At 67.9% G+C, this 24835-nt stretch carries 20 protein-coding genes and 1 tRNA gene; 16 read left to right on the top strand and 5 right to left on the bottom strand.

Features of this window, described 5'->3' with window-relative positions; translation table 11 throughout:
* Positions 1-69 precede the first annotated feature (69 nt).
* Genes RHM57_RS10010 through RHM57_RS10000 form a run of 3 tightly spaced genes read left to right on the top strand, consistent with a single transcriptional unit; the run spans position 70 to position 1892 of the window.
* Positions 70-915 carry a GntR family transcriptional regulator gene (locus RHM57_RS10010; RefSeq protein ID WP_322187890.1) on the top strand — a complete coding sequence of 282 codons (846 nt, stop codon included), beginning with the start codon at positions 70-72 and terminating at the stop codon, positions 913-915.
* A 9-nt stretch (positions 916-924) separates the two neighbouring features.
* Positions 925-1476 (top strand): DNA polymerase III subunit gamma/tau, encoded by a 552-nt coding sequence (locus RHM57_RS10005; protein WP_134447373.1) that lies wholly within the window; start codon positions 925-927, stop codon positions 1474-1476.
* Positions 1473-1892 carry a hypothetical protein gene (locus RHM57_RS10000; protein ID WP_322135589.1) on the top strand — a complete coding sequence of 140 codons (420 nt, stop codon included), beginning with the start codon at positions 1473-1475 and terminating at the stop codon, positions 1890-1892. The genes RHM57_RS10005 and RHM57_RS10000 overlap by 4 nt, the downstream gene beginning before the upstream one ends.
* A gap of 27 nt (positions 1893-1919) precedes the next feature.
* Here the strand turns inward: RHM57_RS10000 and RHM57_RS09995 are convergent, their stop codons facing one another.
* Complete coding sequence (locus tag RHM57_RS09995; protein ID WP_134560902.1) at positions 1920-2324, bottom strand: hypothetical protein; 405 nt, start codon at positions 2322-2324, stop codon at positions 1920-1922.
* A 96-nt stretch (positions 2325-2420) separates the two neighbouring features.
* Here RHM57_RS09995 and serA point away from each other — a divergent pair, with 96 nt between their 5' ends.
* A complete protein-coding gene (serA, locus tag RHM57_RS09990) occupies positions 2421-4013 on the top strand; it encodes a phosphoglycerate dehydrogenase (RefSeq protein WP_134447379.1) in 1593 nt (530 codons plus the stop codon).
* Here serA and RHM57_RS09985 read toward each other — a convergent pair.
* Positions 4003-4596, bottom strand: a complete 594-nt coding sequence (locus tag RHM57_RS09985; RefSeq protein ID WP_134560903.1) for a TetR/AcrR family transcriptional regulator — start codon at positions 4594-4596, stop codon at positions 4003-4005. The genes serA and RHM57_RS09985 overlap by 11 nt on opposite strands.
* Positions 4597-4687: 91 nt before the next feature.
* Here RHM57_RS09985 and RHM57_RS09980 point away from each other — a divergent pair, with 91 nt between their 5' ends.
* The 4 genes from RHM57_RS09980 (at position 4688) to RHM57_RS09965 (ending at position 9338) form a co-directional block, all read left to right on the top strand.
* Positions 4688-6214, top strand: a complete 1527-nt coding sequence (locus tag RHM57_RS09980) for an MFS transporter (RefSeq protein WP_322187887.1) — start codon at positions 4688-4690, stop codon at positions 6212-6214.
* A gap of 99 nt (positions 6215-6313) precedes the next feature.
* The gene (locus RHM57_RS09975; protein ID WP_322187885.1) at positions 6314-7396 is read left to right on the top strand and encodes a 3-isopropylmalate dehydrogenase; all 1083 of its coding nucleotides are present in this window, start codon (positions 6314-6316) and stop codon (positions 7394-7396) included.
* Positions 7393-8577 (top strand): branched-chain amino acid aminotransferase, encoded by a 1185-nt coding sequence (locus tag RHM57_RS09970; protein WP_134447386.1) that lies wholly within the window; start codon positions 7393-7395, stop codon positions 8575-8577. The genes RHM57_RS09975 and RHM57_RS09970 overlap by 4 nt, the downstream gene beginning before the upstream one ends.
* A complete protein-coding gene (locus RHM57_RS09965) occupies positions 8574-9338 on the top strand; it encodes a fumarylacetoacetate hydrolase family protein (protein WP_134447388.1) in 765 nt (254 codons plus the stop codon). Before RHM57_RS09970 ends, RHM57_RS09965 begins: the two co-directional genes overlap by 4 nt.
* Positions 9339-9347: 9 nt before the next feature.
* On the opposite strand, the gene RHM57_RS09960 is transcribed toward RHM57_RS09965, so the two are convergent.
* Positions 9348-9953: a TetR/AcrR family transcriptional regulator gene (locus RHM57_RS09960; RefSeq protein WP_134447390.1), complete on the bottom strand. Its 606-nt coding sequence runs from the start codon at positions 9951-9953 to the stop codon at positions 9348-9350.
* A 119-nt stretch (positions 9954-10072) separates the two neighbouring features.
* Here RHM57_RS09960 and RHM57_RS09955 point away from each other — a divergent pair, with 119 nt between their 5' ends.
* Both RHM57_RS09955 and RHM57_RS09950 read left to right on the top strand, forming a co-directional pair.
* Positions 10073-11089 carry an NADP-dependent oxidoreductase gene (locus RHM57_RS09955; protein ID WP_134447392.1) on the top strand — a complete coding sequence of 339 codons (1017 nt, stop codon included), beginning with the start codon at positions 10073-10075 and terminating at the stop codon, positions 11087-11089.
* A gap of 57 nt (positions 11090-11146) precedes the next feature.
* Positions 11147-11851 carry a type 1 glutamine amidotransferase domain-containing protein gene (locus RHM57_RS09950; RefSeq protein ID WP_134447394.1) on the top strand — a complete coding sequence of 235 codons (705 nt, stop codon included), beginning with the start codon at positions 11147-11149 and terminating at the stop codon, positions 11849-11851.
* A 110-nt stretch (positions 11852-11961) separates the two neighbouring features.
* Here the strand turns inward: RHM57_RS09950 and RHM57_RS09945 are convergent, their stop codons facing one another.
* Positions 11962-13068 (bottom strand): aminotransferase class V-fold PLP-dependent enzyme, encoded by a 1107-nt coding sequence (locus RHM57_RS09945; protein ID WP_322187882.1) that lies wholly within the window; start codon positions 13066-13068, stop codon positions 11962-11964.
* 80 nt (positions 13069-13148) lie between these two features.
* Here RHM57_RS09945 and RHM57_RS09940 point away from each other — a divergent pair, with 80 nt between their 5' ends.
* From RHM57_RS09940 to RHM57_RS09925, 4 genes are all read left to right on the top strand, one after another.
* Positions 13149-14081: a LysR family transcriptional regulator gene (locus RHM57_RS09940; RefSeq protein WP_322140873.1), complete on the top strand. Its 933-nt coding sequence runs from the start codon at positions 13149-13151 to the stop codon at positions 14079-14081.
* Positions 14082-14161: 80 nt separating this feature from the next.
* On the top strand, positions 14162-15712 hold the full coding sequence (gene gltX, locus RHM57_RS09935; RefSeq protein WP_322187880.1) for a glutamate--tRNA ligase: 1551 nt from the start codon (positions 14162-14164) through the stop codon (positions 15710-15712).
* Positions 15713-15831: 119 nt separating this feature from the next.
* A tRNA-Gln gene (locus tag RHM57_RS09930) sits at positions 15832-15903 on the top strand.
* A 172-nt stretch (positions 15904-16075) separates the two neighbouring features.
* The gene (locus RHM57_RS09925; RefSeq protein ID WP_166787300.1) at positions 16076-17074 is read left to right on the top strand and encodes a DUF5684 domain-containing protein; all 999 of its coding nucleotides are present in this window, start codon (positions 16076-16078) and stop codon (positions 17072-17074) included.
* A gap of 91 nt (positions 17075-17165) precedes the next feature.
* Here the strand turns inward: RHM57_RS09925 and RHM57_RS09920 are convergent, their stop codons facing one another.
* Positions 17166-17954, bottom strand: a complete 789-nt coding sequence (locus RHM57_RS09920) for a ParA family protein (RefSeq protein WP_134447403.1) — start codon at positions 17952-17954, stop codon at positions 17166-17168.
* A gap of 308 nt (positions 17955-18262) precedes the next feature.
* On the opposite strand from RHM57_RS09920, the gene RHM57_RS09915 reads away from it, so the two are divergent.
* Positions 18263-21352 carry a DUF6603 domain-containing protein gene (locus RHM57_RS09915; protein ID WP_322140871.1) on the top strand — a complete coding sequence of 1030 codons (3090 nt, stop codon included), beginning with the start codon at positions 18263-18265 and terminating at the stop codon, positions 21350-21352.
* A 4-nt stretch (positions 21353-21356) separates the two neighbouring features.
* The gene (locus RHM57_RS09910; RefSeq protein WP_322187877.1) at positions 21357-24833 is read left to right on the top strand and encodes a hypothetical protein; all 3477 of its coding nucleotides are present in this window, start codon (positions 21357-21359) and stop codon (positions 24831-24833) included.
* The last annotated feature ends 2 nt before the right edge of the window (positions 24834-24835 follow it).

Genomic DNA, 24835 nt, shown 5'->3' with positions numbered 1-24835 from the left:
TTCCGAGTTCTCCTAAATTAGATCATTTTGAACATTACCGGCGCGTTTCGTGTCGATTATTGTGGTGTCGTGACCACATCGATACCGGGCGACGCTGAAACGGCGCCATCGGGCCTCGCGGCCCTGACCGCCGCCGCCGTCACCGGGATCACCCGCCTCGCGGCCATCGACACCGTGCGGGCCCGCCTCGCCCTCGCCGTCGACCTCGGCCTGCTGCTGCCGGGCGAACGAGTGCCGCCCGTCGACGACGTCGCTGATGCGCTCGCCGTCAGCCCGATCACGGCCCGGCGGGCGCTCGAGAGCCTCGCGGAGGAGGGCGTGCTCGTGCGCCGCAGGGGACGCGGCGGCGGCACCTTCGTCGCAGATGTTCCCGCGCACTCGGCCGTCGCCGAGATCCGCAGCTACCTCGCTGACGCCGCCGAAGTACACGAACTCATCGACCGACGGGTGCTCCTCGAGTGCGCCGTCGTGCACCACGCCGCGCTCGCCGCGACGGAATCCGACCTCGCCGTCCTCGACCTGCAGATCACCCGGATGCGGGAGGCCAGGAGCTGGACCGAGTACCACCTGGCCGACGAGAGCTTCCACGTCGGAGTCGCCGTCACGAGCGGTCTCGACTTCGCCCTTCCCCTCTACCGTGCCGCCCTCGCCGCCCTTTACCGGTACTTCCTGCCCTATCCGATCGCGTTCCTGCACGGGGTCAACGATGACCACGCCGACCTCGTTGCCGCGCTCCGCCGCTCCGACCCTGTGGATGCCGTGCGCATCGCCCGCGCGCACGTCGAGGCCCTGCACCACACCATGTTCATGGGGCTGCCGCAGCCACCGAACGATGCCCCGACAGCGGTCACCGCCACGCCCCCCTCCAGGTCTCCTGACCCGCTGCCTGACGCGGCGCCGCACTCCGACGGCTAATCTGGCCCTATGACTTCAGCACCACGCGGCGGAAATCCGCGCGACGACGACGCGCTCGGCTGGGCCGGCGACGACGATCCCACCCTGCAAACCCGGTCGGAGGACGCCGACGCCCGCGAGAACTCGCGCACGCCGGTCGAGTCAGACCCCGTTGCCTCCGCACCGGCCAGCGCTCCGGTCTACGCCGCTTTGCCGGACGGCTGGAGCGTCAAGGGCCCGACCGCTGCGATCGAAGCGGATGCCGCGGCCCGCAACTCGGAACGCTCGCCGATGAGTTCATTCACCCTCATCTCCCTCGGGGTGTTCGGCGGCATCTACCTGCTCTTCACGATCGGCTGGTTCATCGGCGTGAGCCGGATCGACAATCCGCTCGGCGACGCTCTCGCGAGCTTCATGTTCAGCCTCGGAACCTGGCTCGCCGTCGCGGCCCCCGTCGCGTGGTTCGCGGTGACGCTCTGGCTGACCCCGACCCGGCCGCGCGGACGAATCCTCTGGCTGCTCCTCGGCGTCGTGCTGCTCGCTCCGCTCCCGCTCCTCGTGAGCGGAGGGGCCGTCGCATGAGCGAGCCCGTCGCACTCCCGAACCCGTCCGGTCCGGACACGTCCGGTCCCGATGCGTCCGGCACCGGTTCGACCGAGACCGTCGCCGCACCACAGCGCCGCAGGCCTTCCTGGCCGTTCCTGGTCGTCGCCGTCTTCTTCGGACTGTTCTACGCCTGGGATGTCTGGGCGGCCCTCGGGAACCTGATCGGCCTCAACCTCGCCGCCGGGTCCCTCGACACCCAGCTCAGCGGGTTCGGCTGGGGAATCCTGATCGCCGGGGTACTCCTGCCGATCCTGATCTTCCTGCTCGCCGCCCGGATCGGACGGGGCAGGCCAGTGTACGCGCAGGCCGCCCTGTTCCTCGTCGGCCTGGCCCTCGCATCCGCCCTCGCCCTCGATATCTACCAGTTCGGACTCGGCAGCCTGATCGTCTGATCGAGGCGTCGGACCGGGATCGCAGGCTCAGAGAATCGCCAGCACGACGAGGGCGATGAGCGCGACCTGCTCGATGACCCGGGTCCGGAGCGGGATCGCGGCCCGGCCGAAGCGCAGCGGGTCGCGGGCGGCGAACGCGTTGGCCGGGAAGACCGCGATCAGGAAGATCACGAGCATGACTCCGGTGACTCCGGTGGTCGGCGGCCAGAGCAGGCCGAGGCCGCCGAGCATCTCGCAGACGCCCGTGAAGATCACCAGGACGACGGGGCCACGCGCGCCGAAGAATCCCGTGAAGCGGAGTCCCGGCGGGATCATGGCAGCCATCGTGCGCTGGACCACCGGGATGAAGTGGGTGATCCCCGCGCCGAAGAAGAAGACGGCCAGAAGGCAGCGCAGGACGAACTGGAGGGAGTCCAACGTAACAGTGCTCATTGGGGAATATTACGGCCGATAGACTCGACCCAATACTGGCGCCCCACGGTCGCGGCGCGAGCCACAATTGCTGCTGCTATCGGAGGTTCTGTTTTCGTGTCAAAACCAGTCGTTCTTATCGCTGAAGAATTATCACCCGCAACCGTCGATGCACTCGGACCCGACTTCGAGGTCCGCACTGTCGATGGCACGGACCGGCCGGCCCTGCTCGCCGCGCTCGCAACGGCCGACGCCGTGCTCGTGCGCTCCGCGACGAAGGTCGACGCCGAGGCTATCGCGGCTGCACCCCTGCTCAAGGTGATCGCCCGCGCCGGTGTCGGACTCGACAACGTGGACATTAAGGCTGCGACGGCCGCAGGCGTCATGGTCGTCAATGCACCGACCTCGAACATTATCTCTGCCGCAGAACTGACCGTCGGTCACATTATTAGCCTCGCCCGTCACATCCCCGCCGCGAGTGGCGCCCTCGCAGAGGGGCAGTGGAAGCGCTCCAAGTACACCGGTGTCGAACTGTACGAAAAGACCGTCGGCATCATCGGCCTCGGCCGTATCGGCGCCCTCATCGCCGCTCGAATGCAGGCCTTCGGCACGAAGATCATCGCGTTCGACCCGTACATCACCTCCGCCCGTGCGCAGCAGCTCGGCGTTGTGCCCGTGACTCTCGAAGAACTCCTCGCGCAGTCCGACTTCGTGACCATCCACATGCCGAAGACGGCGGAGACGACCGGCATGATCGGAGCCGCGCAGTTCAAGCTCATGAAGCCGACCGCGTTCGTGATCAACGTCGCCCGAGGCGGCCTCATCGACGAAGACGACCTCTACGACGCCCTGACTGCCGGCACCATCGCCGGGGCCGGCCTCGACGTGTTCGTGTCTGAGCCCCCGACCGGGTCGAAGCTCCTCGGCCTGGAAAACCTGATCACCACCCCGCACCTCGGTGCATCGACCGACGAAGCCCAGGAGAAGGCCGGCGTCTCCGTCGCGAAGTCGGTGCGCCTCGCCCTCTCCGGCGAACTCGTGCCGGACGCGGTCAACGTCGCCGGCGGCGTCATCGACCCCTACGTGCGCCCCGGCATCCCGCTCGTCGAGAAGCTCGGCCAGGTCTTCTCCGGCCTCACCGCACAGCGCCCGCTCACAAGCGTGGACATCGACGTGCGCGGCGAGCTCGCCGACTACGACGTGAGCGTGCTGCGCCTTGCGGCACTCAAGGGCATCTTCACGAACGTCGTGAGCGAGACCGTCTCCTACGTGAACGCGCCGCTGCTCGCCGAGCAGCGTGGCATCGCGGTCCGCCTGCTCACCGACAAGGAATCGCCGGAGTACCGCAACGTCATCCAGATTCGTGGCGCCCTCGCAGACGGCTCACAGGTTTCCGTCTCCGGCACCCTGACCGGCACGAAGCAGATCGAGAAGATCGTCGAGATCAACGGGTACGACGTCGAGGTCACCTTCGCCGAGCACCTGATCGTGATGGTCTACACCGACCGCCCCGGAATCGTCGCCGTCTACGGCCGCGAGTTCGGCGACGCCCAGATCAACATCGCGGGCATGCAGATCGCCCGCCACGAGGCCGGCGGCAAGGCGCTGAGCGTGCTGACCGTCGACTCACCCGTCTCGGCGAGCCTGCTCGCCACCGTGCGCGACGCGATCTCGGCCGACGTGATGGTCGAAATCGCCATCACGGAGTAGCGGTCCGGTCGGTCATTCGACCGATCACGGCGAGCAACCGGTCCAGTCTCGCCGCCGACACCACGTCGGCGGCGGGATAGGCCGCGCTCGTGATGGTGGAACCGAAGTACAGTCCGTCACTGATCAACATGATCGCCTCTGCGACGTCCGGATCCCCGACGGTCTCCTCGATCACGGCCAGCCACTGGCGCCGCATTGAGACAACGGCCGTGTTGGCCAGCGGATGCGATCCCTGCGCCAGGCGCACGGCTCCCGCGATGGTGCGGTCCAGGGGAGTGCCCTCGCTCATCGAGGTCCGGATCAGGTAGTCAACGGGTCCGGCCGCCGCAGAGCGGATGCGTACGATGTCGTCGGCCACGAGCTCCTCGAGCCGGGTGAGCAGTCCCCGGACCAGGGCCTCCTTCGACCCGAAATGGTAGAGCAGCCCGCCCTTCGACAGGCCGGCCGCCGCGGCGACACCCTCGAGGGTGGCCGCACGTTCGCCCTGGTCGATGAGGAGCCCGGTGAACGCGTCGAGGACCCGGTCCCGGGTCGGGGAATGGTCGGCTGACCGGAGCGGGGGCTGGACGGGCGAGGGTGTCATGGTGCTACTGTACCGTCTGGACGGTATAGTTTTGTGCCGTCCCCCTTCTGCGACGGGTCCACCCGTCCCCTGCCCGGAAAGTTGTTGCACCGTGTCAACCCCGACCCGCCCTCGGATCCCCGTCCAACCCGGCGCCGCGCCCGTGCTCCGCTGGTGGGCCCTTGCGGTGCTGATGCTGCCGGTGCTGCTCGTTTCGATCGACAACACCGTGCTGAACCTTGCCCTGCCGCAGATCTCCGAGGCCCTCAGCCCGAGCGGCACCCAGCTGCTCTGGGTGATCGACATCTACCCCCTCGTACTCGCGGGGCTGCTGGTCTCGATGGGCAGCCTCGGCGACCGGATCGGCCGGCGCCGACTGCTGCTGATCGGCTCCGCCGGCTTCGGAGCGATGTCGGTGATCGCCTCCTTCGCGCCGAGCATCGAATGGCTCATCCTCGACCGTGCTGCACTGGGCGTGTTCGGGGCCATGCTGATGCCGCCCACGCTCGCACTCCTGCGGTCCGTCTTCACGGAACGCAATGAGCGCCGCCTCGCCATCGCCATCTGGGCGAGCGGCTTCGCGGCCGGCAGCGCACTCGGCCCCGTTGTCGGCGGACTCATCCTCGAGAACGGGGAATGGGGATCCGTCTTCCTGCTCGCGGTCCCGCTGTTGCTGCCCTTGCTCGTGGTGGCGCCGCTGATCGTGCCGGAATCCCGGGATCCGAACCCGGGTGCGATCGATGTGCCGAGCATCCTGCTCTCGCTCCTGACGATGTTCCCGATCGTCTTCGGCATCAAGACGCTCGCCGACTCCGGGTTCGGCGTCGCCGGAACCGTGTCGATCGCAGTGGGACTGGTTGCCGGCATCCTCTTCGCCCATCGGCAGCGGCGTCTCCATGAGCCGATGCTCGACCTCGCACTCTTCCGTCGCGGTTCGTTCAGCGGCGCGGTCGGGGTCAACTTCCTGAGCGTCGTCGCGCTCGTCGGCGGACTGTTCTTCGTCTCGCAATACCTCCAGCTCGTCCTCGGCCTGGAGCCCCTCGCTGCCGGCCTGGTACTCGTGCCCGGCCTGGTGGCGATGATCCTGGCCGGATTGATCGTCGTCCCGATCGCCAGGCGGATCCGGCCGTCGATCGTGATCCCGGTCGGGCTGCTGTTCTCTGCGGCCGGGTACACGGCATTCGCGATCGGCGGAGCCGGATTCGGCCCTGCCGGTGTGGCCGTCGCCTTCGTCGCCCTCGGGATCGGGATCGGGGCTGCCGAGACGGTGTCGAACGAATTGATCGTGGCGAGCGCACCGCCGGAGAAGATGGGCGCTGCATCCGCTGTCGGGGAAACCGCATACGAACTGGGCGCGGTTCTCGGCACCACGGTCCTGGGCAGCATCCTCACCTCGGCATACCGCTCCGCGGTGGTGCTGCCTGATGGGCTCGGCGCCGGACAACGGGCCGCGGCGGGGGAGACCCTCGGCGGGGCCGTCGCCGTTGCGGCCGAGCTGCCGGCAGGAGCCGGCCGGATGCTGCTGGAGTCTGCGCGGGAGGCCTTCCTCACGGGAATCGGTCCCACCGCCTGGATCGGAGCCGGACTCGTGGTCGTAGCGGCCATGGTCGCCTGGGTCGCACTGCGCTCGGCGCGGTGAGCCGGCGTCGATTCCGGGAGTGACGAAGACGCGGGGATCACCCGACCTGACGCGTCGCAGTAGGGTTTGGGTACAGCAATCCGAGCCCCCAGGAGTCCCATGTCCCGTCAGATCAAGCTCGCCGTCATTCCCGGAGACGGGATCGGACCCGAAGTCGTCGCCGAGGCCGTCAAGGTGCTCGGCGCAGCGACAGTGGCCGACGACGTCGAATTCGCGCTGACCTGGTTCTCGCTCGGCGCGACCCGGTTCCTCGAGACGGGCGACGTGCTCACCGATGATGACCTCGGGGCGATCGCCGCCCACGACGCCATCCTGCTCGGCGCCGTCGGGGGAGTGCCCGGCGACCCGCGCCTCGCGAACGCGAACATCGAGCGGGGCCTGCTGCTCAGGCTGCGCTTCTCGCTCGACCACTACGTCAACCTGCGACCGAGCGTGCTGTTCCCCGGTGTGCCGAGCCCGCTCGCGGCTCCCGGCAACGTCGACTTCGTCGTCGTGCGCGAGGGCACCGAAGGGCCGTACGTCGGCAACGGCGGCGCCATCCGCCAGGGCACCGCGCACGAGGTCGCCAACGAGGTCTCGGTCAACACGGCCTTCGGCGTCGAACGCGTCGTACGCTACGCCTTCGAGGTCGCCAGGGGCCGCGCGGCCAAACACCTGACCCTCGTGCACAAGACCAACGTGCTCGTCTTCGCCGGCGGCCTATGGCAGCGGATCGTGACGACCGTCGCCGCCGAATACCCCGACGTGACGGTGGACTACCTGCACGTGGATGCTGCGACGATTTTCCTCGTCTCAAATCCGAGTAGATTTGATGTCATCGTCACGGATAACCTCTTCGGCGACATCCTCACCGACCTGGCGGCCGCAATCAGCGGCGGCATCGGCCTGGCAGCATCCGGGAACATCAACCCGGACGGCCGGTTCCCGAGCATGTTCGAACCGGTGCACGGTTCGGCCCCCGACATTGCGGGCAAGCAGCTTGCGGACCCGACGGCCGCCATCCTTTCCGTCGCCCTCCTGCTCGATCACCTGGGCCTGACGGATGCCGCGGCCCGGGTCCGGGACGCGGTGGTCGCCGATATCGTGGCCCGTACGGAAAATGGGGCATTCACGGCGTCGCGCGGTACCAGCGCGGTGGGCGACGCCATCGTGACTCGAATGACAGACAAGGGACTCCAATGAGCCAGGCAGCACTGAGCGACACCACCACCGAGACCACCACAGGCACCACGACCGACGCCGCGACCACGGGCGCCTTCCCGCTGACCTTCAGCCTGACGCCGTCCACGATGGCGCGCACGAGGGCCGAGCGTGAGGAGATCCTCGCCGACCCCGGTTTCGGCAAAAAGTTCACCGATCACATGGTCTCGATCGATTGGACCGTCGAGGAGGGCTGGCACGATGCCCGGGTCATCCCGTACGGCCCGTTGCAGCTCGACCCGGCCTCTTCGGTGCTGCACTACGGCCAGGAGATCTTCGAGGGGCTCAAGGCCTACCGCCACGCCGACGGCTCCATCTGGACCTTCCGCCCGGAGAAGAACGCCGACCGGCTCCAGCGTTCGGCACGCAGGCTCGCCCTGCCGGAGCTCTCCGAGAGCGATTTCATCGAATCGATCCGGCAGATGATCGCCGTGGACGGCGATTGGGTGCCGTCGGACCATGAGACGAGTCTCTACCTGCGACCGTTCATGATCGCCAACGAAAGCTTCCTCGGTGTGCGCGCCGCCCACAAGGTCGGCTATTACGTCATCGCGAGCCCTGCGGGCGCCTACTTCGCCAACGGCGTCGCCCCGATCAAGATCTGGCTTTCGACCGAATACGCCCGTGCCGGCCGCGGCGGAACCGGGGCCGCGAAGTGCGGTGGCAACTACGCCGCCTCGCTCCTGCCGCAGATGCAGGCATACGACAACGACTGCGCCCAGGTACTCTTCCTCGACGGGGAAACCGGTTCGCACATCGACGAGCTCGGTGGGATGAACGTCTTCTTCGTGTACGGCACCGACACGCTCGTCACCCCGCGACTGACCGGCACCATCCTCGAGGGTGTCACGCGCGACAGCATCATCCAGCTCGCCCGTGACCGGGGACTGACTGTCGAGGAGCGCGACGTGACCCTCGACGACTGGCGCGACGGAATCGCATCCGGTGCCATCACCGAGGTCTTCGCGTGCGGCACCGCCGCCGTGGTCACCCCGATCTCACAGCTCAAGGGACCGGGCGGCCTGGCCATCGGCGATGCGGATGCGCCGGCCGGCACGATCACGATGGCGCTCCGCCAGGAGCTGACCGACATCCAGTACGGGCTGCTGCCCGACCGGCACGGCTGGCTCACCCGCCTCGACGTACCCGCGGACCAGGCGTGAAGGTCGCGCGGTTCAGCCAGGGCGGAATCATCGCCTTCGGCATCGTCGACGACGATGAGCTCGTCGTACTCAAGGGCGACCCGATGTTCGCCGGGTACGACCCGACCGGCGACCGGATCGCCCTGCGCGACGTGAAGCTGCTCGCGCCCGTGATCCCGCGCTCCAAGATCGTGGGCATGGCGCATGCGTTCTTCTCCGACGACGAAGAACGCGAGCACGCCGAACCGCGCGAGCCCCTCTTCTTCCTCAAACCGAACACCTCGGTGATCGGGCCGGACGACCCGATCTTCCTCCCGGCGCAGTCCCACGACGTGCGCGTCGAGGGCGAACTCGCGATCGTGATCGGCAAGATCGCGAAGAACGTGACGGTCGAGAACGCCGAAGACGTCATCTTCGGGTACACGATTGCGAACGACGTGACGGCGCGCGATCTCCTCGAGCGCGACGGGCAGCTCGCCCGCGCCAAGAGCTTCGACTCGTTCTGCCCGCTCGGCCCCGTGATCGACACCGAGTACGACTGGACGAGCCTGCACCTGACCGGTCGGGTCAACGGCGAGAAGTTCCAGAAGGGGACGGCTGCGCTCTACAAGCATTCGGTCGCCGAGGTCGTCGCGTTCGTCTCGAGCGTCTTCACGCTCCTGCCGGGCGATGTGATCCTCACCGGCGCCCCTGACCGCGCCGAAAAGGTCCACGACGGCGACGCCGTGCAGATCGAGATCCCGGGCATCGGCATCCTGACGAACCCGGTCAAGCGCCTCTAGAGCAATAGATCAGGGGTGCCAGGACCGGACCTGGTCCGCGGCCGTGGCGAGGAGTGCGAGCGACTCGTCCCGGTTCACCCGGGCGAGCAGCATGACGCTCATCGACAAGGCGGCGAGCGTGCGGGCGCGTTCGTCGAGGACAGCGGCCCCGGCATCCGTGCCCGGAGCGATCTCGGCCGCCGCTCCCGCGAGGGCGTTGCGGAGTGCCGCCGTGAGCTCGGCGCGGTAGTCGTCGACGACCTTCCTGGCGGGGTCGTCGTGGCCGGCGAGTCCCGCTGCACAGTTGACGAGCAGGCAGCCCCGGCGCGGTGAATCGTCGGGCAGGGAGGCGACGGCCAGGCTCAGGTCGCCGTAGTACGCGAGCAGGGCGGCACGGCCGGCCGATTCGGCGAGCAGCGGGCGCAGGCGCGGGCGGATGACCGTCTCGAGGTAGTCCGCGACCGCGGCGTCGAAGAGCCCGCGTTTGCTTCCGAACGCGTGGTACAGGCTCGACCTGTTGAGCCCGGTGACCCGCTCGAGGTCGGCGAGGGACGCCGCCTCGAAGCCGCGGTCCCAGAACAGGTCGCGTGCCGCGGTCACGACGACGGGAGCGTCAAAGCTCGGCGTGCGGCCCATCTCGGTCTCCAGTCAGTGGTCGGGTTTTTGTGTACCGTTCGATTCAGCATATAGTAAACCAGTCGGTACAAAAACGTTCCGAGCCCCACGTTCGGCACAGAGAAGTTCAGGAGTCACCCATGACAGCGAATACCAGCACCCAGATCCAGCTCGCCGCACGCCCCGTCGGATGGCCGACGGCGGCCGACTTCCGCACGGTCCACGTCGACCTGCCGGAGCTCGCGCCCGGCGAGATCCGCGTCGCCAACGAGTTCGTGTCCGTCGACCCCTATATGCGCGGCCGGATGAACGATGTGAAGAGCTATTCGCCGCCCTACGCACTCGACGAGACCATGACCGGTGGCGCGGTTGGCCGGGTCGTCGCATCTGCCGCCGACGGAGTGTCCGTCGGCGACGTCGTCGTGCACCAGTACGGCTGGCGCGACCTCGTGCAGGCCCCCGCCGCGGGCTTCCGCGTCGTGCCCGAACTGCCCGGCGTTCCGCTCTCCGCCTACCTCGGCGTGCTCGGGATGACCGCTCTCACCGCCTACGTCGGCCTCCTCGACATCGCGGGCATGAAGCCCGGCGACACGGTCTTCGTCTCGGGCGCAGCCGGGGCCGTCGGCAGCATGGTCGGCCAGATCGCCCGCCTCAAGGGTGCCGGCCGCGTTGTCGGTTCCGCAGGCACGCCCGAGAAGGTTGCGCTGCTCACGAGCAAATACGGCTTCGACGCCGCCTTCAACTACAAGGACGGCGACATCGCCGGCCAGCTCGCCCTCGCCGCACCCGATGGCATCGACGTGTACTTCGACAACGTCGGGGGAGAGCACCTCGAGGCCGCCCTCGGCGCCTTCAAGGACGGCGGACGCGCTGCACTCTGCGGCGCGATCTCCCTCTACAACACGACCGAGGCATCCGCGGGACCCCGCAACATGTCGAACATCGTGACCCGCGGGCTCACCCTGAAGGGGTTCACGGTCGGCAACTACCTGCAGCACTTCGGCGCGTTCTCGACCGAGATGTCCGGATGGCTGACGAGCGGCGCCGTCGTCTTCGACGAGACCGTCGTCGACGGGATCGACAACGCGGTCGAGGCCTTCCTGGGCCTCATGCGCGGAGAGAACACCGGCAAGATGGTCGTGCGCACGACCGTCTGAGCCGACTCGATCCCGCTCCACGACACGCATCCACCCATTTTTGAACATTGGAGAATCATGGCCCACGTACTCTTCGTCGTCAGCGCCGCTGACCACTGGACCCTCAATGACGGCACCCTGCACCCGACCGGGTACTGGGCGGAGGAGCTCGCGGAACCGCACCGGCGATTCAGCGAGGCCGGATGGTCCATCACCATCGCGACTCCCGGCGGGGTCGCGCCCACGATCGACCGCGGCAGCCTCACCCCCCAGGCCGCGGGCGGGGAGGACCGGGCCGCCGAGATCATCGCCTACCTCGGGTCGATCGGCGAGGAGCTCGACGCCCCGCGCAGCATCGACGACATCGATGTCGCCGACTACGACGTGGTCTTCTACCCCGGTGGCCACGGCCCGATGGAGGACCTCGCTGTCGACGCGACGTCCGGCGCGCTCATGACCGAGGCGCTCGACACCGACCGTATCCTGGCCGTGTTGTGCCACGCCCCTGCCGCGCTCCTCGCCGCGAAGCGCGCGGACGGCAGCTGGCCGTTCACCGGTTATCGCATGACCGGGTTCACGAACGAGGAAGAGGTCATCGGGGGACTGGCGCCCAAGGCGCCCTGGCTCGTGCAGACCCGCCTGGTGGACCTCGGCGCGGACTTCGTCGAGGCGGCGCCGTTCACCGCGCACATCGAAGTCGACCGTAACCTGTACACCGGTCAGAACCCGGCATCCTCCGGCGAGCTCGCGGCCCGGATCATCGCCGTCGTCGCTGCAAAGTAGTAGAAGCACGCGCGCCTGAGGTGTCGCAGATCGAGGTTCCGGAGGCCCGCGAACCTCGATCTGCGACACCTCACGCGGTGCCGGCGGTCGCGTTGTCAGCGGCTGCGGCGTCAGCGGCCGAGGGCGCGGAGCGCGTCCTGAACGTCGTCGGCATCGTTCCAGAGGTGGAAGGCCACGCGAGCGCGGCCCGCCCGACCGGATGCCGTGAGTCCGGCCGCCGTGAGGCGCGCGAGGTCGGTGCCCGCGGCATCCGCCCACGTCACGGTGGCCTGGCCGGTCTGTTCGGTCGGGTCGATGCCGAGTCCGGCGCGGAAGGCGTCGGCGAGGCCCACGTCGTACCGTCGCACCTCGGCCAGGTCGAGTGTGCCGAAGAACTCGAGGGCGGGTTCCGCACCGACCCAGGTTTGCCACGCCGGCGACACGTCGAAACGACGGGCGTCGGCCGCGAGCCGCATTCCCGGCCCGTAACAGGAGCCCCAGACGTCCTCGCCGGCGTACCAGCCGGCCTGGGCCGGGCGCACGACGGAGCCGAACCCCTCGGCAATCGTGAGGAAAGCCACGCCGCGCGGCGCGCACAACCACTTGTACGCGTGGCAGATCGTGGCGTCGAAGACCGAGGCGTCCACAGGCATCCACCCGGCTGCCTGTGAGGTGTCGCACAGGGTGAAGGTCCCGTGACGGCGCGCAGCGGCGATGATCGCCGTCGTCTCGGCGACAGTGCCCGTCGCGGACTGGACGAGTGACCAGGAGACCAACCAGGTGTTACCCGTGATGCTCTCGGCCAGGTGCGCGAGCGGAACGTGTCGCACAGTGACGCCGCGGTGGGCCTGGTTCAGGAACGGGAAGACCATCGAGCTGAAGTCGCCGTGGACGCAGAGCACCTCCGCCCCGTCCGGAACGCTCGCGGCCACGAGGCCCGCGAGCACGGAAGCCTGGGAACCGATTGCCACCCGGCGCACCGGTACCATCACGAGCCGCGCGTAGACGGCACGCACCCGTTCGACGAGCGCGGCGTACCCTGCGGCCGAGGCAGAGCCGCTCGCCCAGGCGTCGAGGTCTGCGCGAAGGGCCGCGACCGTTCCGGCCGTCGGCAGCCCGAGCGTGCAGGCGGCGAGGTACCCGCGCCCGCCGGGGAACTGCGCCCGGGCTGCGGGGATGCCCAGTGGCGGACCGTCGATTCGCGAGCGGGTCGTGTCGGGGGAGGCTGGGCTGGTCATTCCTCCAGCATCCGCCGCTCGCACTCATTCGACAATCGCCAGTGAGTGATAGAAACCATAACCCAGCGTTATCCTTGAGGATGCCTCTCGCCGATTCCGCCCTCGACTCCCATTCGCTGCGCATCGTTCAGGCTCTCGCCGAGCACGGTTCGATCACGGCAGCGGCCCGCGCCCTCGGCTACAGCCAGCCCGCGGTCAGCCAGCAACTCAAGCGCCTCGAGCTGCGGGTGGGACTCGCCCTGGTGGAGCGGGTCGGCCGGGGTGTGCGTCTCACCGAGGCCGGCCGGTTGCTCGCCCGGCACGCCCGTACCGTGACTGGAGCCCTCAACGCCGCCGCAGGTGACCTCGCCGAACTCCAGGGTCTCCGGGCCGGCCGGGTGCGGGTTGCGGCCTTTCCCTCTGCGTCCGCGACGATCGTGCCGCGCCTGCTCGCCGACCTGGGGAGGCGGCATCCGGGGCTGTCGATCACCTATGTCGAAGCCGAACCACCCGAGGCCGTCGCCCTCGTGCGCGAGAACCGCGTCGACCTCGCGATCACGTTCAGCTACCCCGGCGACCTCGTCGACCCGCACCGGGACAGTGCGGAGGGGCTCTCGGTCACGACGCTCGGACGGGACGAGGTGCTGCTCGTGGTTCCGGCCGGCCACCGGTTCGGCGATGCGGAGTCGATCGACCTCGGCGATCTCGCGGGCGAGCGCTGGATCGGCGGCTGCCCGCGCTGCCGCGGGCACCTGCTCGAGCTCTGCGAACGGCGCGGGTTCGTTCCGGACATCTCCTACGAGACCGACAATGTCGCCGCGGTCTTCGGCATGGTCGGCGCCGGCATCGGCGTCGCCGTGCTGCCGACGCTCGCGATCGACTCCGTCGGCGCTCGGTCGGGAGTGCTGATCCGTCCGACCCGGCCGGGAGAGTATCGCACGCTCCATGCCGTCACCGCTGACGGGGCCATTGGCGTGCCGGCGCTGGGGGAGACCCTCCGCGCACTCGCATCGCTCACCGTATCCGCCCGATAGTGCCCCGCACGCACGCAGGCACGCACCTGTCCCCGCGTGCACCCACCGCGTGATCGACGCGCCAAGTAGACTCGATACCGATGTCTGAGACCACTGTGTACCCATTTTCCACCGCGACCGGCACGGATGTTCGCGTACGGTTCTGCCCCTCACCGACCGGAACCCCGCACGTGGGTCTCGTTCGCACGGCCATGTTCAACTGGGCCTACGCGCGGCACACCGGCGGCACCTTCATCTTCCGGATCGAGGACACCGACCCCGCCCGCGACAGCGAGGAAAGCTACCTGCAGCTCAAGGACGCGCTGCGCTGGCTGAAGCTCGACTGGGACGAGGGCGTCGACGCCGGGGGACCGCACGGGCCGTACCGCCAGTCCGAGCGCTACGACATCTACCGGGACGTCGTCGAGCAGCTCAAGGCCTCTGGCCACATTTACGAGAGCTTCGCGACCGGCGAGGAGATCGAGGCGCGCAACGTCTCCCTCGGCCGCGACCCCAAGCAGGGCTACGACAACTTCGAGCGCGACCTCACCGAGGAGCAGCGCGCCGCCTACCGTGCCGAGGGCCGCGCCCCCGCGCTGCGGCTCAAGGTTCCGGACACCGACATCAGCTTCGACGACCTCGTCCGCGGCGAGATCACCTTCCCGGCCGGCTCGTTCAGCGACTTCGTCGTGGTGCGCCCCAACGGGCATCCGCTCTACCCCTTCGTCAACCCGGTCGACGACGCGTTGATGGGCGTCACCCACGTGCTGCGCGGCGAGGACCTGCTGTCCTCGACGCCCCGCCAGATCGCGCTGTACCACGCGCTGATCGAGATCGGCCTGACGACCTTCGTGCCGCGCTTCGGCCACCTGCCCTACGTGATGGGCGACAAGAACAAGAAGCTCTCCAAGCGCGACCCCGAGTCGAACCTGTTCCTGCACCGCGAGCGCGGCTTCATCCCCGAGGGGCTGCTCAACTACCTCTCACTGCTCGGCTGGTCACTCTCCAAGGACCAGGACGTCTTCAGCGTCGACGAGCTCGTCGCCGCCTTCGACGTGGAGAACGTCAACCCGAACCCGGCGCGCTTCGACCTCAAGAAGGCCGAGTCGATCAACGGTGACCACATCCGCCTGCTCGAGTCAGCTGACTTCGCCGCGCGTATCGTGCCCTACCTCGTCTCCGCCGGAGTCGTCGACCTGCCGCTGGGCGACGCCCGCCAGGCCGTGCTCACGGCCGCGGCGCCGCTGATCCAGGAGCGCATCGCGCTGCTCGGCGAGGCGCCGGGCATGCTCGGGTTCCTGTTCGTCACGAGCGACGCGCTCGTGCACGAGGCGGATGCCCTCGCGAGCCTCCCGAAGAATGCCGCCGAGATCCTCGCGGCGTCCGTCACGACCCTCGAGAGCATTCCCGAGGCCGAGTGGACCCACGACCGGGTGCACGAGGCGCTCACCGCTGCGCTCATCGAGGGGCTCGGGCTCAAGCCGCGGGTCGCGTTCGGGCCGTTGCGCGTCGCGATCTCGGGCCGGAACGTGTCGCCGCCGCTGTTCGAGTCGATGGAGATCCTCGGCCGAGGCGAGTCGCTCGCGCGGCTCGGAGTGCTCTCTGCGGTCGTGGCCGCTGACGCGGCGAGCTCGCCGGTGGTCGCGAGCTGACGGGCGTGAACCGATGATTCGGGGCTCGCAACCCGCCGATGTGGCGCTCAGTTTGGCCAGCATCCGCTCTGTGGGTTAGAGTTACGAGTCGGCCGATCTTCGGAGAGGCCAACGGCCAATGGGGTATGGTGTAATTGGCAACACGACTGATTCTGGTTCAGTTGTTCTTGGTTCGAGTCCAGGTACCCCAGCTTAAAACCCCTGAGTTTCCGCGGAAACCAGGGGTTCTTTTGTTTCCAGGCACAGGTTTTTTCGCCACAAGTGCCGCTGTGGGTGCCACAACCTCTCGCCAGTCTGGGCTCGGCGACACGCCGGACAATCGGTGCCCGGATCATTGTTCGTCGCGCCCATAGGATCATGTCGATGACGACACGCTCCGGCCCGCTGCGGCCCGCACTTGTGGCACGACGAGCAGTCCTCGGCGGGATGATCGGTGTGCTCGCGCTTCTGGCCCTTTCGGGATGCGCGTGGCCGCAGTCATCTGCAGGGGGCAGCGGGGCGCCCGGTGCTCCCGATCTACACGGTTCTCTGGTCGTCGACACGGAACCGTTCAGCCAGCTCACGCCAGGACAGTGCACGGACATCTCCGCGAATACAGTCGTCTACGACACGGTCGACATCCTTGACTGCGGTTCCCCGCACGGCAGCGAGGTGTACAACACGTTCACCTTCCCTGCCGGCGACTACCCGTCGACGGCTCAGCTGAATTCGGTCGGTGAATCTCGCTGCGGTGCAGCTTTCGATTCCGGCGTGCCCAGCTGGCTGACGTACATCTGGTTCAATCCGACGGAGGAGGAGTGGGCCGTCGGAGACCGGTTTGTCGCCTGTCTCGCGATCGATGCGAACGATCGCGCGCTCTCGGCGCCGCTGGCCACGCTCGCGAGCCAGGGGCCTTTCAGCCGCTTCGATCTGGGCGCTCTCACACCGGCACTGGGCGTGGTCCTCACCGCGACCGCGGGAATCGTGTTCGTGTCGTTCCTCGCGGGCTACCTCCTCCTTGCTGCGTCGCTCGCGACACTGTTCCGCAAGACGGGAATACCCTCCTGGAAGGCGTGGGTTCCCTTCCTGCAGACGTGGACGCTGCTGCGGCTCGGCGGTCAGAGCGGCAATTGGGTGTGGCTGGGGCTTGTGCCCGGCGGCAATGTGGTTTCCTCCGTGTTCGTCTACATCGGCATGTACCGCATTGGGATCGCGTTCCGAAAAGACTCCGGGATGCTCGTGCTCGGCATGTTCCTGCCGTTCGTCTGGGCGATCATCCTTGGCGGCCGTGACGAGCAGTACGCGCCGGAGCTGCTCGCGATGCACGGCTACCCGCCTCCCCTCGAAGGCTATGGCTCGGCCTCTCGACCGGCCCAGTTCTAGCCCCTGGGCATCCCTGCAGACCCGTTTCCTGCGGCCAGAGCGCCAGACCACGGGATAGCGGTCGAATACAGCCTCCCGGCAGGGTCGCGTGTCAATGGGCCTTGGGGTGGCTCTTCTTCGTGGGCTTTGTGGCCGGCTTCGTGAGATGCACCGCTGCGGCGACTGCGGTCCAGAGGTCCTTGTAGGCGCGGGCGGCAGTCGTGTTCGGGGCGAAGGCTGCGACCGGGGCTCGTTCGGCACCCATCCGTTCGACCACGACGGTCGCGGGCACGCTGATCGCAAGCACCTCCGGTCGGGCGCCGTGCAATGATTCGGCTGCGACTCGGTGCCCGGTCTTGCGCCGATCGACCATCGTAAGGAACGCCAGGATGGGTGTGGACTTCGCGGACTCCGTGACGATCGAGACCACCTGGTCGAGCGACCGCAGGGAGAGCGGGGACGGAATCAGCGGAACGACCACGACATCGGCTGCGCGGAGGGCGTTCTCTGCGACGAGGGACGATCCCGGAGGGCAGTCGAGCACGACGACGTCATATTCTCTGGCGACCGACTCGAGTATGCGCCCGAGACGATGTGTCGATTTCTTCGCGGCGTCGAGCACGAGGTCGAGGTCACGGTAGCTGTCATCGGCGGGCAGCACGTCGAGTCGCTCGTATGCCGTGGCCCGAACGGATGCCGTTGCATCTGTCCTGCCCGTGACGAGCGAGTTCACGCCGCCCTTGACCTTGGGCTTGACGTTGAGAACGAAGGTCGCGGCTCCCTGCGGGTCGAGGTCCCAGAGCAGAACACGCGAGTTCCGGGATGCTTCCCATGCGAGGTTCACGGCCGTCGTTGTCTTGCCGACCCCACCCTTGGTGCTGTAGACCGCGATGACCTTCATTCTCCGATAGTACGACGTTGCCATTCGTGCTGACGTGAGGAGGGACGGTGCTCTAGACGCCCGCCCTGCCCCGGGTCTATGCTCTTGCCCAGATCAGTTCTCAGCTCCCGCAACGTCGCGCCACTTGACCACCCCCGGAACAACTGAATTCTCGCGATGCCCGCTGTGTTCGGGCGTCCTCCGCTCGCGCTTCGAGTCTGCACACTCGTCGTTCCGCGCCCGGAGCCGAAACGTCCGCAGCACTGCGGACGGACGCACGAAGCCAGGACTGCAGGCCAGCGCTGCTCCTGAACACAAAGTGGGACACGATGACCGACATCGGAACCGGATTCCTCAACGGGATCGAAGCTTTCGCCAATTCACGCCTCGGCGCCATGAGCGGCACGTCCTTCAAGGACACGGTGCCGTTCCTCGAGTCGATCGTCACCTTCGGCGCCGTCGGCGACGTCAAGCCGACCTTCGAGAAGCTCAAGGCCGACATCAAGGCCGCCGTCGCCCTGGTGGAACCGATTGCCGAGAAGATCAAGAAGCAGACCGAGCTCATCGCCAAGATGGTGAAGGAGTCGGCAGATGACATCGACAAGGACGACTTCAACGTCGATACCGCCGCGAGGGTCGCTGTGCGCATCGGCATGGCCCTCGCCGCGATGGACGAGGCGTTCAACATCGTCGCCAAGGAGCTGGCCAAGAAGGCGGACGGCACCGTCGACGAGACCATCCGTTCCGGCCTGATGGATCTCTGGAACCCGTGGGCGCAACCGTTCAAGAATCTCGGCGCCGGTTCCGGCAAGCTTCTGAACAGCTTCGGGAAGAACGTGCTCGGCGTCGATGACCTGGTGAAGAAGCTCGGCGACAACCTCGCCCTCGACCGCACCGACGGAAAGTTCCTCCTGGCTGCCACATTCCTCCGCTCCGGCCAGGTGAAGCTGGGCGCGATGACGCTCGACCAGGTCACGTTCGAGGCGTTCCTGCAGTTCAGCGACCGCGAGATCGCGAACCCGACGGCCGAGGAGAAGACCAGCCTGCTGGAGCGCGACGGCAAGTGGTTCATCGGCGATGTGGCGATCCTCGGTCTGCGCTTCCGCACGATCCTGCAGCCCGGCCTCACGAGCGACCCCCTGCTGGCGAAGGTCATGCCGGGCTCCGAAGACCCGAAGGCCACGACCCTCACGACGGTCTCGCTCGACACCGGACAGGGGTTCTACATCGGTGACGGCCGCGGTAATGAGAAGGCGGTTCTGCCCACGCGTTTCTCGTTCCCGGGGGTCGAACTGCGCGAGGTGGCGTTCGGGCTCGTGCGCAACCCGGCTCGGGAGGTCACCGGATTCGAACTCACCACGTCGATCGCCGCGAAGCTGGGGGATGTCATCGGGCTGCAGGTCGTCGGCTCCGGTTTCGTGGTGACACCCGAGGGTGAGGCCGAGCAGCAGGCCGTCTTCAACCTCCCCGTCTCGCCTCGCTGGCCGGATGCGATCGGCTTGCGAGTGAAGGCAGGCCCCGTCACGGGAGGCGGGTTCATCCAACGCGTCGAGCGCACCTACAAGGTCGGCGGGCAGGACGTGAAGCGGGTCGAGTTCGGCGGGGTCGTCCAGCTTCAGATCCTCAAGTTCGGCCTGTCGGCCATAGTCATCCTCTCGCCGGACCCGTTCTCCATCGTGCTCGTCATCGGCGTGCGTTTCCCCGTGGCGATCGACCTCAGCATGGGATTCACTCTGAACGGCATCGGTGGCATCCTGGCGCTCAACCGCGGTCTCGACCTCGAAGAGCTCCGCTCCGGGATGAAGGAGCACATCCTCGACAAGATGTTGTTCCCCGACAACCCCGTCGCCGAGGCGCCCAAGCTGCTCGAGAAGGTGGCGCACGTGTTCCCGCCGAAGGACGGCGGCTTCGTCTTCGGCCCGATCGTCGAACTCGGCTGGGGTTCGCAGGCGAAGTTCGTGGAGATGAAGCTCGGCGTGGTGCTCGCGCTTCCCGATCCGATGATCGTCATTCTCGGCTCCCTGCGGGTGCGAGTGCCGACAAAGGAGGCGCCGATCACCGACATCCGCGCCGACGTCTTCGTGGCGATCACCCCCGACTACCTGCTGCTGTTCGCGAGCATGCGCGACTCCACCGTGGCCGGCATCAAGATCTCGGGTGACCTCGGCCTCTACATCCAGTGGTCGGGCAACGGAGCGTTCGAGTTCTCGGTCGGCGGCTTTCACCCCGAGTACGAGAAGCTGACGGGCGGCAAGCCGAAGCTCGGTGACATGGACAGGGTCACCATCGACCTTTCGCCGTCCAAGGCGATCAGTTTTGTCATCAAGGCGTATTTCGCCATCACGGCGGGCTCGGTCATGCTCGGCGTCGATGGGCGCCTCAACGCCGACTTCTCCGTCATCGTGGCGAAGGCCTGGCTCACGCTCGACATGATCTTCATCTGGGCGCCGCGCTTCGCCTTCAAGATCACCATCGAGGTGGGCGTCGAGGTTGAGCTGCTCGGCTTCACGCTCTGCTCCATCGTCTTCCGCGGCTCGCTCGAGGGGACCAAACCGTTCCGCCTGGCTGGGCACATCAAGGTCGACGTCTGGTTCCTCCCCACCTTCGATGAGGATCTCGGTCCCGTCGAGTGGGGTGAGAAGCCGCCGCCGCTCATCGCCACGGTCGATGCCCTCCAGATCGCCGCAGCGGCGATGAACGAGCCCGACGCCTGGAAAGTACAGTTGCCCGACCACGCCGCGCAACTCGTCACCCTGGCCGAGGTCGACGACGTCGAGGGCCGAATCGGGCATCCGCTGGCCGGAGTCGAGGTGTCGCAGACCCAGGTGCCGTTGGGCGTCAAGATCGCGCGCATCGGCTCGGCATCGGTGAAGGCCGACATGGTGACCATCGGCACTCCGACGGCGACCCCAGACTCCGGGCTCGTCGGCGCCGTCAGCGAGCTCAGGACGGCATTCGCCCCCGGGCAGTTCTTCGCGCTCGAGGGCGAGTCCCTGCTCGCCCGCTCGGGCTTCGAGGACATGACCGGCGGATGCCGCATCGCCGCGGCGACCACCCCGAAGGTCGGAACCCCGACGTCGGCGACCGTGGCGTACCAGACCTACGTGCGCAATCCCGACGAGCCATCGGCGATGATCGAGTTCACGGGGACGTTCGCCACCATCGCGAACTCCTATGCCACGAAGACCAACGTGGGCAGGGCTGTGCGCGAGGTCGGCAATCCGTACACGCAGCCGGCTCCGCCGAACGCCGGTGTCACGGTCTCCGACAAGGGCTCGTCGAGGATCGCGGATGCCGCCACCGGTGCGGCGCTGCTCGCCGGCCTCGGAGAACTGAGCGCCACGCAGGCCGCGCTCGTGACAGCGGCAATCAACACCGAGAGCGCCGCAACTGCGACGCGCATGATCGTGAAGGGGTGACCTGATGGCCGACCTGGATGCCATCGCAGCGAGCGTCGTCGCGCCGCTCGACCGCACGGCCACTCATGTGGTGCGCGACGCCTTCGCCCTGGCGATCGCTCCTGAGGACGACTTCGATGAGAGCGCCGTTGCGATCGAGTCGCTCGAGTTCGCGTCGACGGTCGTCGGCGGCCTCTCCGCAGCGGCGAGCGCTCCGCCCCCCGGCAAGGTGCGTTCCAGCTCCGAGGTGAAGGTTCCCCTGACCGACAGCGCCGGGGGATCGGCATCCGCAGACCTCTCGGTGACCCTGTACGGTCCGGGCGACGTGCGCGGCATCGACCCGGCGCAGATCGTGCGGCGCTTCCCCGCCCCGGGCGTTCGCACAGCCGAGGAGACGGTGCTGGCCCACATCGAATTCGATCGCCCCGAGCTGCCGTGGGCGTTCAGCGCCGCACAGCAGGCTCCGGTCATGCGTCCCTGGCTTACTCTCGTCGTGCTCGAGCGTTCGACGGTCATGCGCGAGCCGGCGTCCAGGACACTGCTCCCCGTGTTCCAGGTGGCGCTCGCGCAATTGCCGACGCTCACTCGCGCCGACCTGTGGGCGCATGCCCAGGTACCGGCCACGACGACAGGGCAGGACCTCTCCGCCCGGTTCTCACCAGCGCACGCTCCCGTCAACCTGTCCCGGGTCATCTCACCGCGCATCCTGAAACAGGACACCGACTACATCGCGGCCCTCGTGCCGACGACCGACGTGGGCGTGCGCGGAGGTCTCGGCCTCGCGGGCGGCACCCTCGACCCGGCCTGGACCAGTTCCTCACCAGACCCGGTGCGACTCCCGGTCTACGACAGCTGGGAGTTCCGCACCGATCCCGACGGCGACTTCCGCTCGCTCGCGATCAAGCTGCAGGGGATCGCCGCACCCTACGAGGTCGGGCGCAAGTTCATCGACACGTCGCAGCCGGGCAAGCCACTGCGGGCCCTCGGTGCCGACGAGGTCGGGCGCAAGCAGGTGCTGCGTTGTGCCCTGTTCTCGCCGAGCGCGCCGTCAACTCCTGAGCAGCAGATCGCGGAGACGGCGGTCTGGCCCGCCGAAATGGTCGACGGCCTGCGCGCCGAACTCGATCTGCCTGCCGCCATCGAGGGCACGCAGGAGCAGACGGATGGCGTGCCCGACCTGCCCATCATCGGCCCGCGCATCTACGCCAAGCTGCATCGCGGGAGTGCCGTCATCGAGGGCTCCGACTGGTTCGCCGAGCTGAACCTCGCTCCGGTGAAGCGCATCGTGGGCGGGCTTGGAACCCGGGTGGTACAGAGGGACCAGGAGCGTCTGATGCAGTCGGCGTGGGCCCAGCTCGGGGAGGTGGAGGCGGCGAATCGCGCCATCCGCCTGGCACAGCTGGCAGAACTGCTCGCCACCAGGCTCCACGGCAGGATCAGTGAGCTGCAGGCCGGGCACCTGCTGCAGGTCGCCGCTCCTCTCGCCACCCGGATCTCGGTCGCTGCGGGCAGCACGCTGTTCGCCGATGTGGTCCTGAGCTCGACCCCGGTCGCAGCGACGACGAGCGCCTTTCGGCGGGTCACCCGCCCGGCCGGACCGATGATCAGGAGAACGGATGCCGCCTCCCGCGAACGCGCGGGCAACGTCGTGGGAACGGACGCGGGGCTCCGGGACTTCACCCGGGTATACGCGAACCCCGAGGGCATCGGGCGGCTCACGGCCGATGTCGTCGCCCACCTCGACCTGCAGCTCGTCAGTGCGGCGATCGGCGCTCCGATCGACACCATCGGCGGACTGTTGAAGGAGGCGAACGCACGCGTCGAGGGTACGGGCGGCTTCGCCACCTACCTCACCGAGCCGAGCCGCTGGAAGGCCGTCGACACCGGCTTCGACCTGCGCGCGGACCTCGCCACAAGGTGGAGCGAGCGGCTGCTGCGCTCGACATCCGTTCCCGCGATCGAGTCCATCCGTGCCCAGCGCATCGGCCCGCTCGCCGCCGAGCTCTCGCTCTCGAAGGCGACGATCGCCAGCCCGCTGCGCGAACGCCTGAAAGGTACGGCCGTGAAGCTGAACGACCGGGTGCTGGTCGACCTCGGCATCGTCGACGTGCACCCGGTCGACGTGCACCCCGTTGACGTGCACCCCGTTGACGTACACCCTGTCGACCTGCACCCGGTCGACGTGCACCCCGTTGACGTACACCCCGTTGACGTACACCCTGTCGACCTGCACCCGTTCGAGGTCGGCCCAATCGTCGCACCGTTGAACCCGCGCGCGCCGATCATCAGGAGATCACCCATCGGCGGCGCGGTGGGCCGCCTCCGGCAGGGCGGTGGCGCGGTGCGGGTTCCCCTCGGCGGCGGCGACTTCCGTCGCGTCCCGGTCGAAGGCCACGTGCTCATCGGCGGACGCGGCCTCAGGGTCATCGACGCGCAGCACCTCAAGAAACTCGGCGACATGAGGGACGTGGCCGAACTCGATGCCGGACTGGCCCAGTTCGCAGACCTGGCCGAGGTGAAGCTCACCCCCGCCCTTGATCGCATCAACGAGCTTCCGCTCGACGTGCTGCGCGCCGAGATGACGTCGCTCATCGATCCCGGGGCCCTGCTCACGATCGATGCCGTGCCGCACCGCGACGCCCTGGCCGTCGCATCCGCCGCCATCATCGGGGAGATCGATCCCCGGCACACCGTGCGCTCCTCCCTCGCCGGGAGACTTCACCTCAGCGTTGGCCTCGCGGATCGCTGGTTCGCCCAGCCGCGTATCGCACCGATCATGGCGGCGCCGCGTTTCGACCGGCCGATGTACCGCGCACTCGAGGAGTACGACCGTGAGTGGCTCGTCCCCGGGCTCGGCCTTCTGCCGGCAAGCGACTTCGTCACTGTACTCTCCACCAACAGTGAGTTCATGGCGGCGTTCTTCGTCGGCCTGAGCGACGAAATGGGCCGGGAGCTGCTCTGGCGGGGCTACCCGACCGACCAGCGCGGCACCTACTTCCACCGTTTCTGGAACCCGACAGCCGACGAGCTGGCGACACCCATCCACCTGTTCCCGGCGACGCCTCTCGCGGCGCAGATCTCCCTCGGCGGTGGCGACGGCCGTGCCGTGATCGTGGTCAAGAGCGAGCTTGTGCGGCGTTTCCCTGATCTCATCATCCAGGCGGTGAAGAACCAGGGCACTGTGCGCGATCCGGTTTTTGAGAAGGTCGGCTCTCCGCAGCAGACCGCCCCCGTGCTCTTCTCCGAGGTGCTCGATCCCGACATCGCGCTCGTGGGCGTCGACCTCTCCGTCGACGAGCTCGACGGGGAGCAGTGGTGGATCACCATCGCCGAGCATCCCAGCGCCACCCGATTCCAGCGGCCGGCCGACGCCCAGCTGCCGGCCGACCAGAAGCACCTCACCGACACAGCACCGCATTCCGCCGCCTATGCCGAGAAGCACCTGCACCGTCCGGTGCGGGTCGCATTCCAGGCGACGGACCTCATCGTGAGAGAGGCGTAGAC

It is taken from the genome of Cryobacterium sp. 10S3 (genome assembly GCF_034344045.1).
Taxonomy (GTDB): domain Bacteria; phylum Actinomycetota; class Actinomycetes; order Actinomycetales; family Microbacteriaceae; genus Cryobacterium; species Cryobacterium glucosi.
This window is presented reverse-complemented; position numbering and strand designations above follow the sequence as displayed.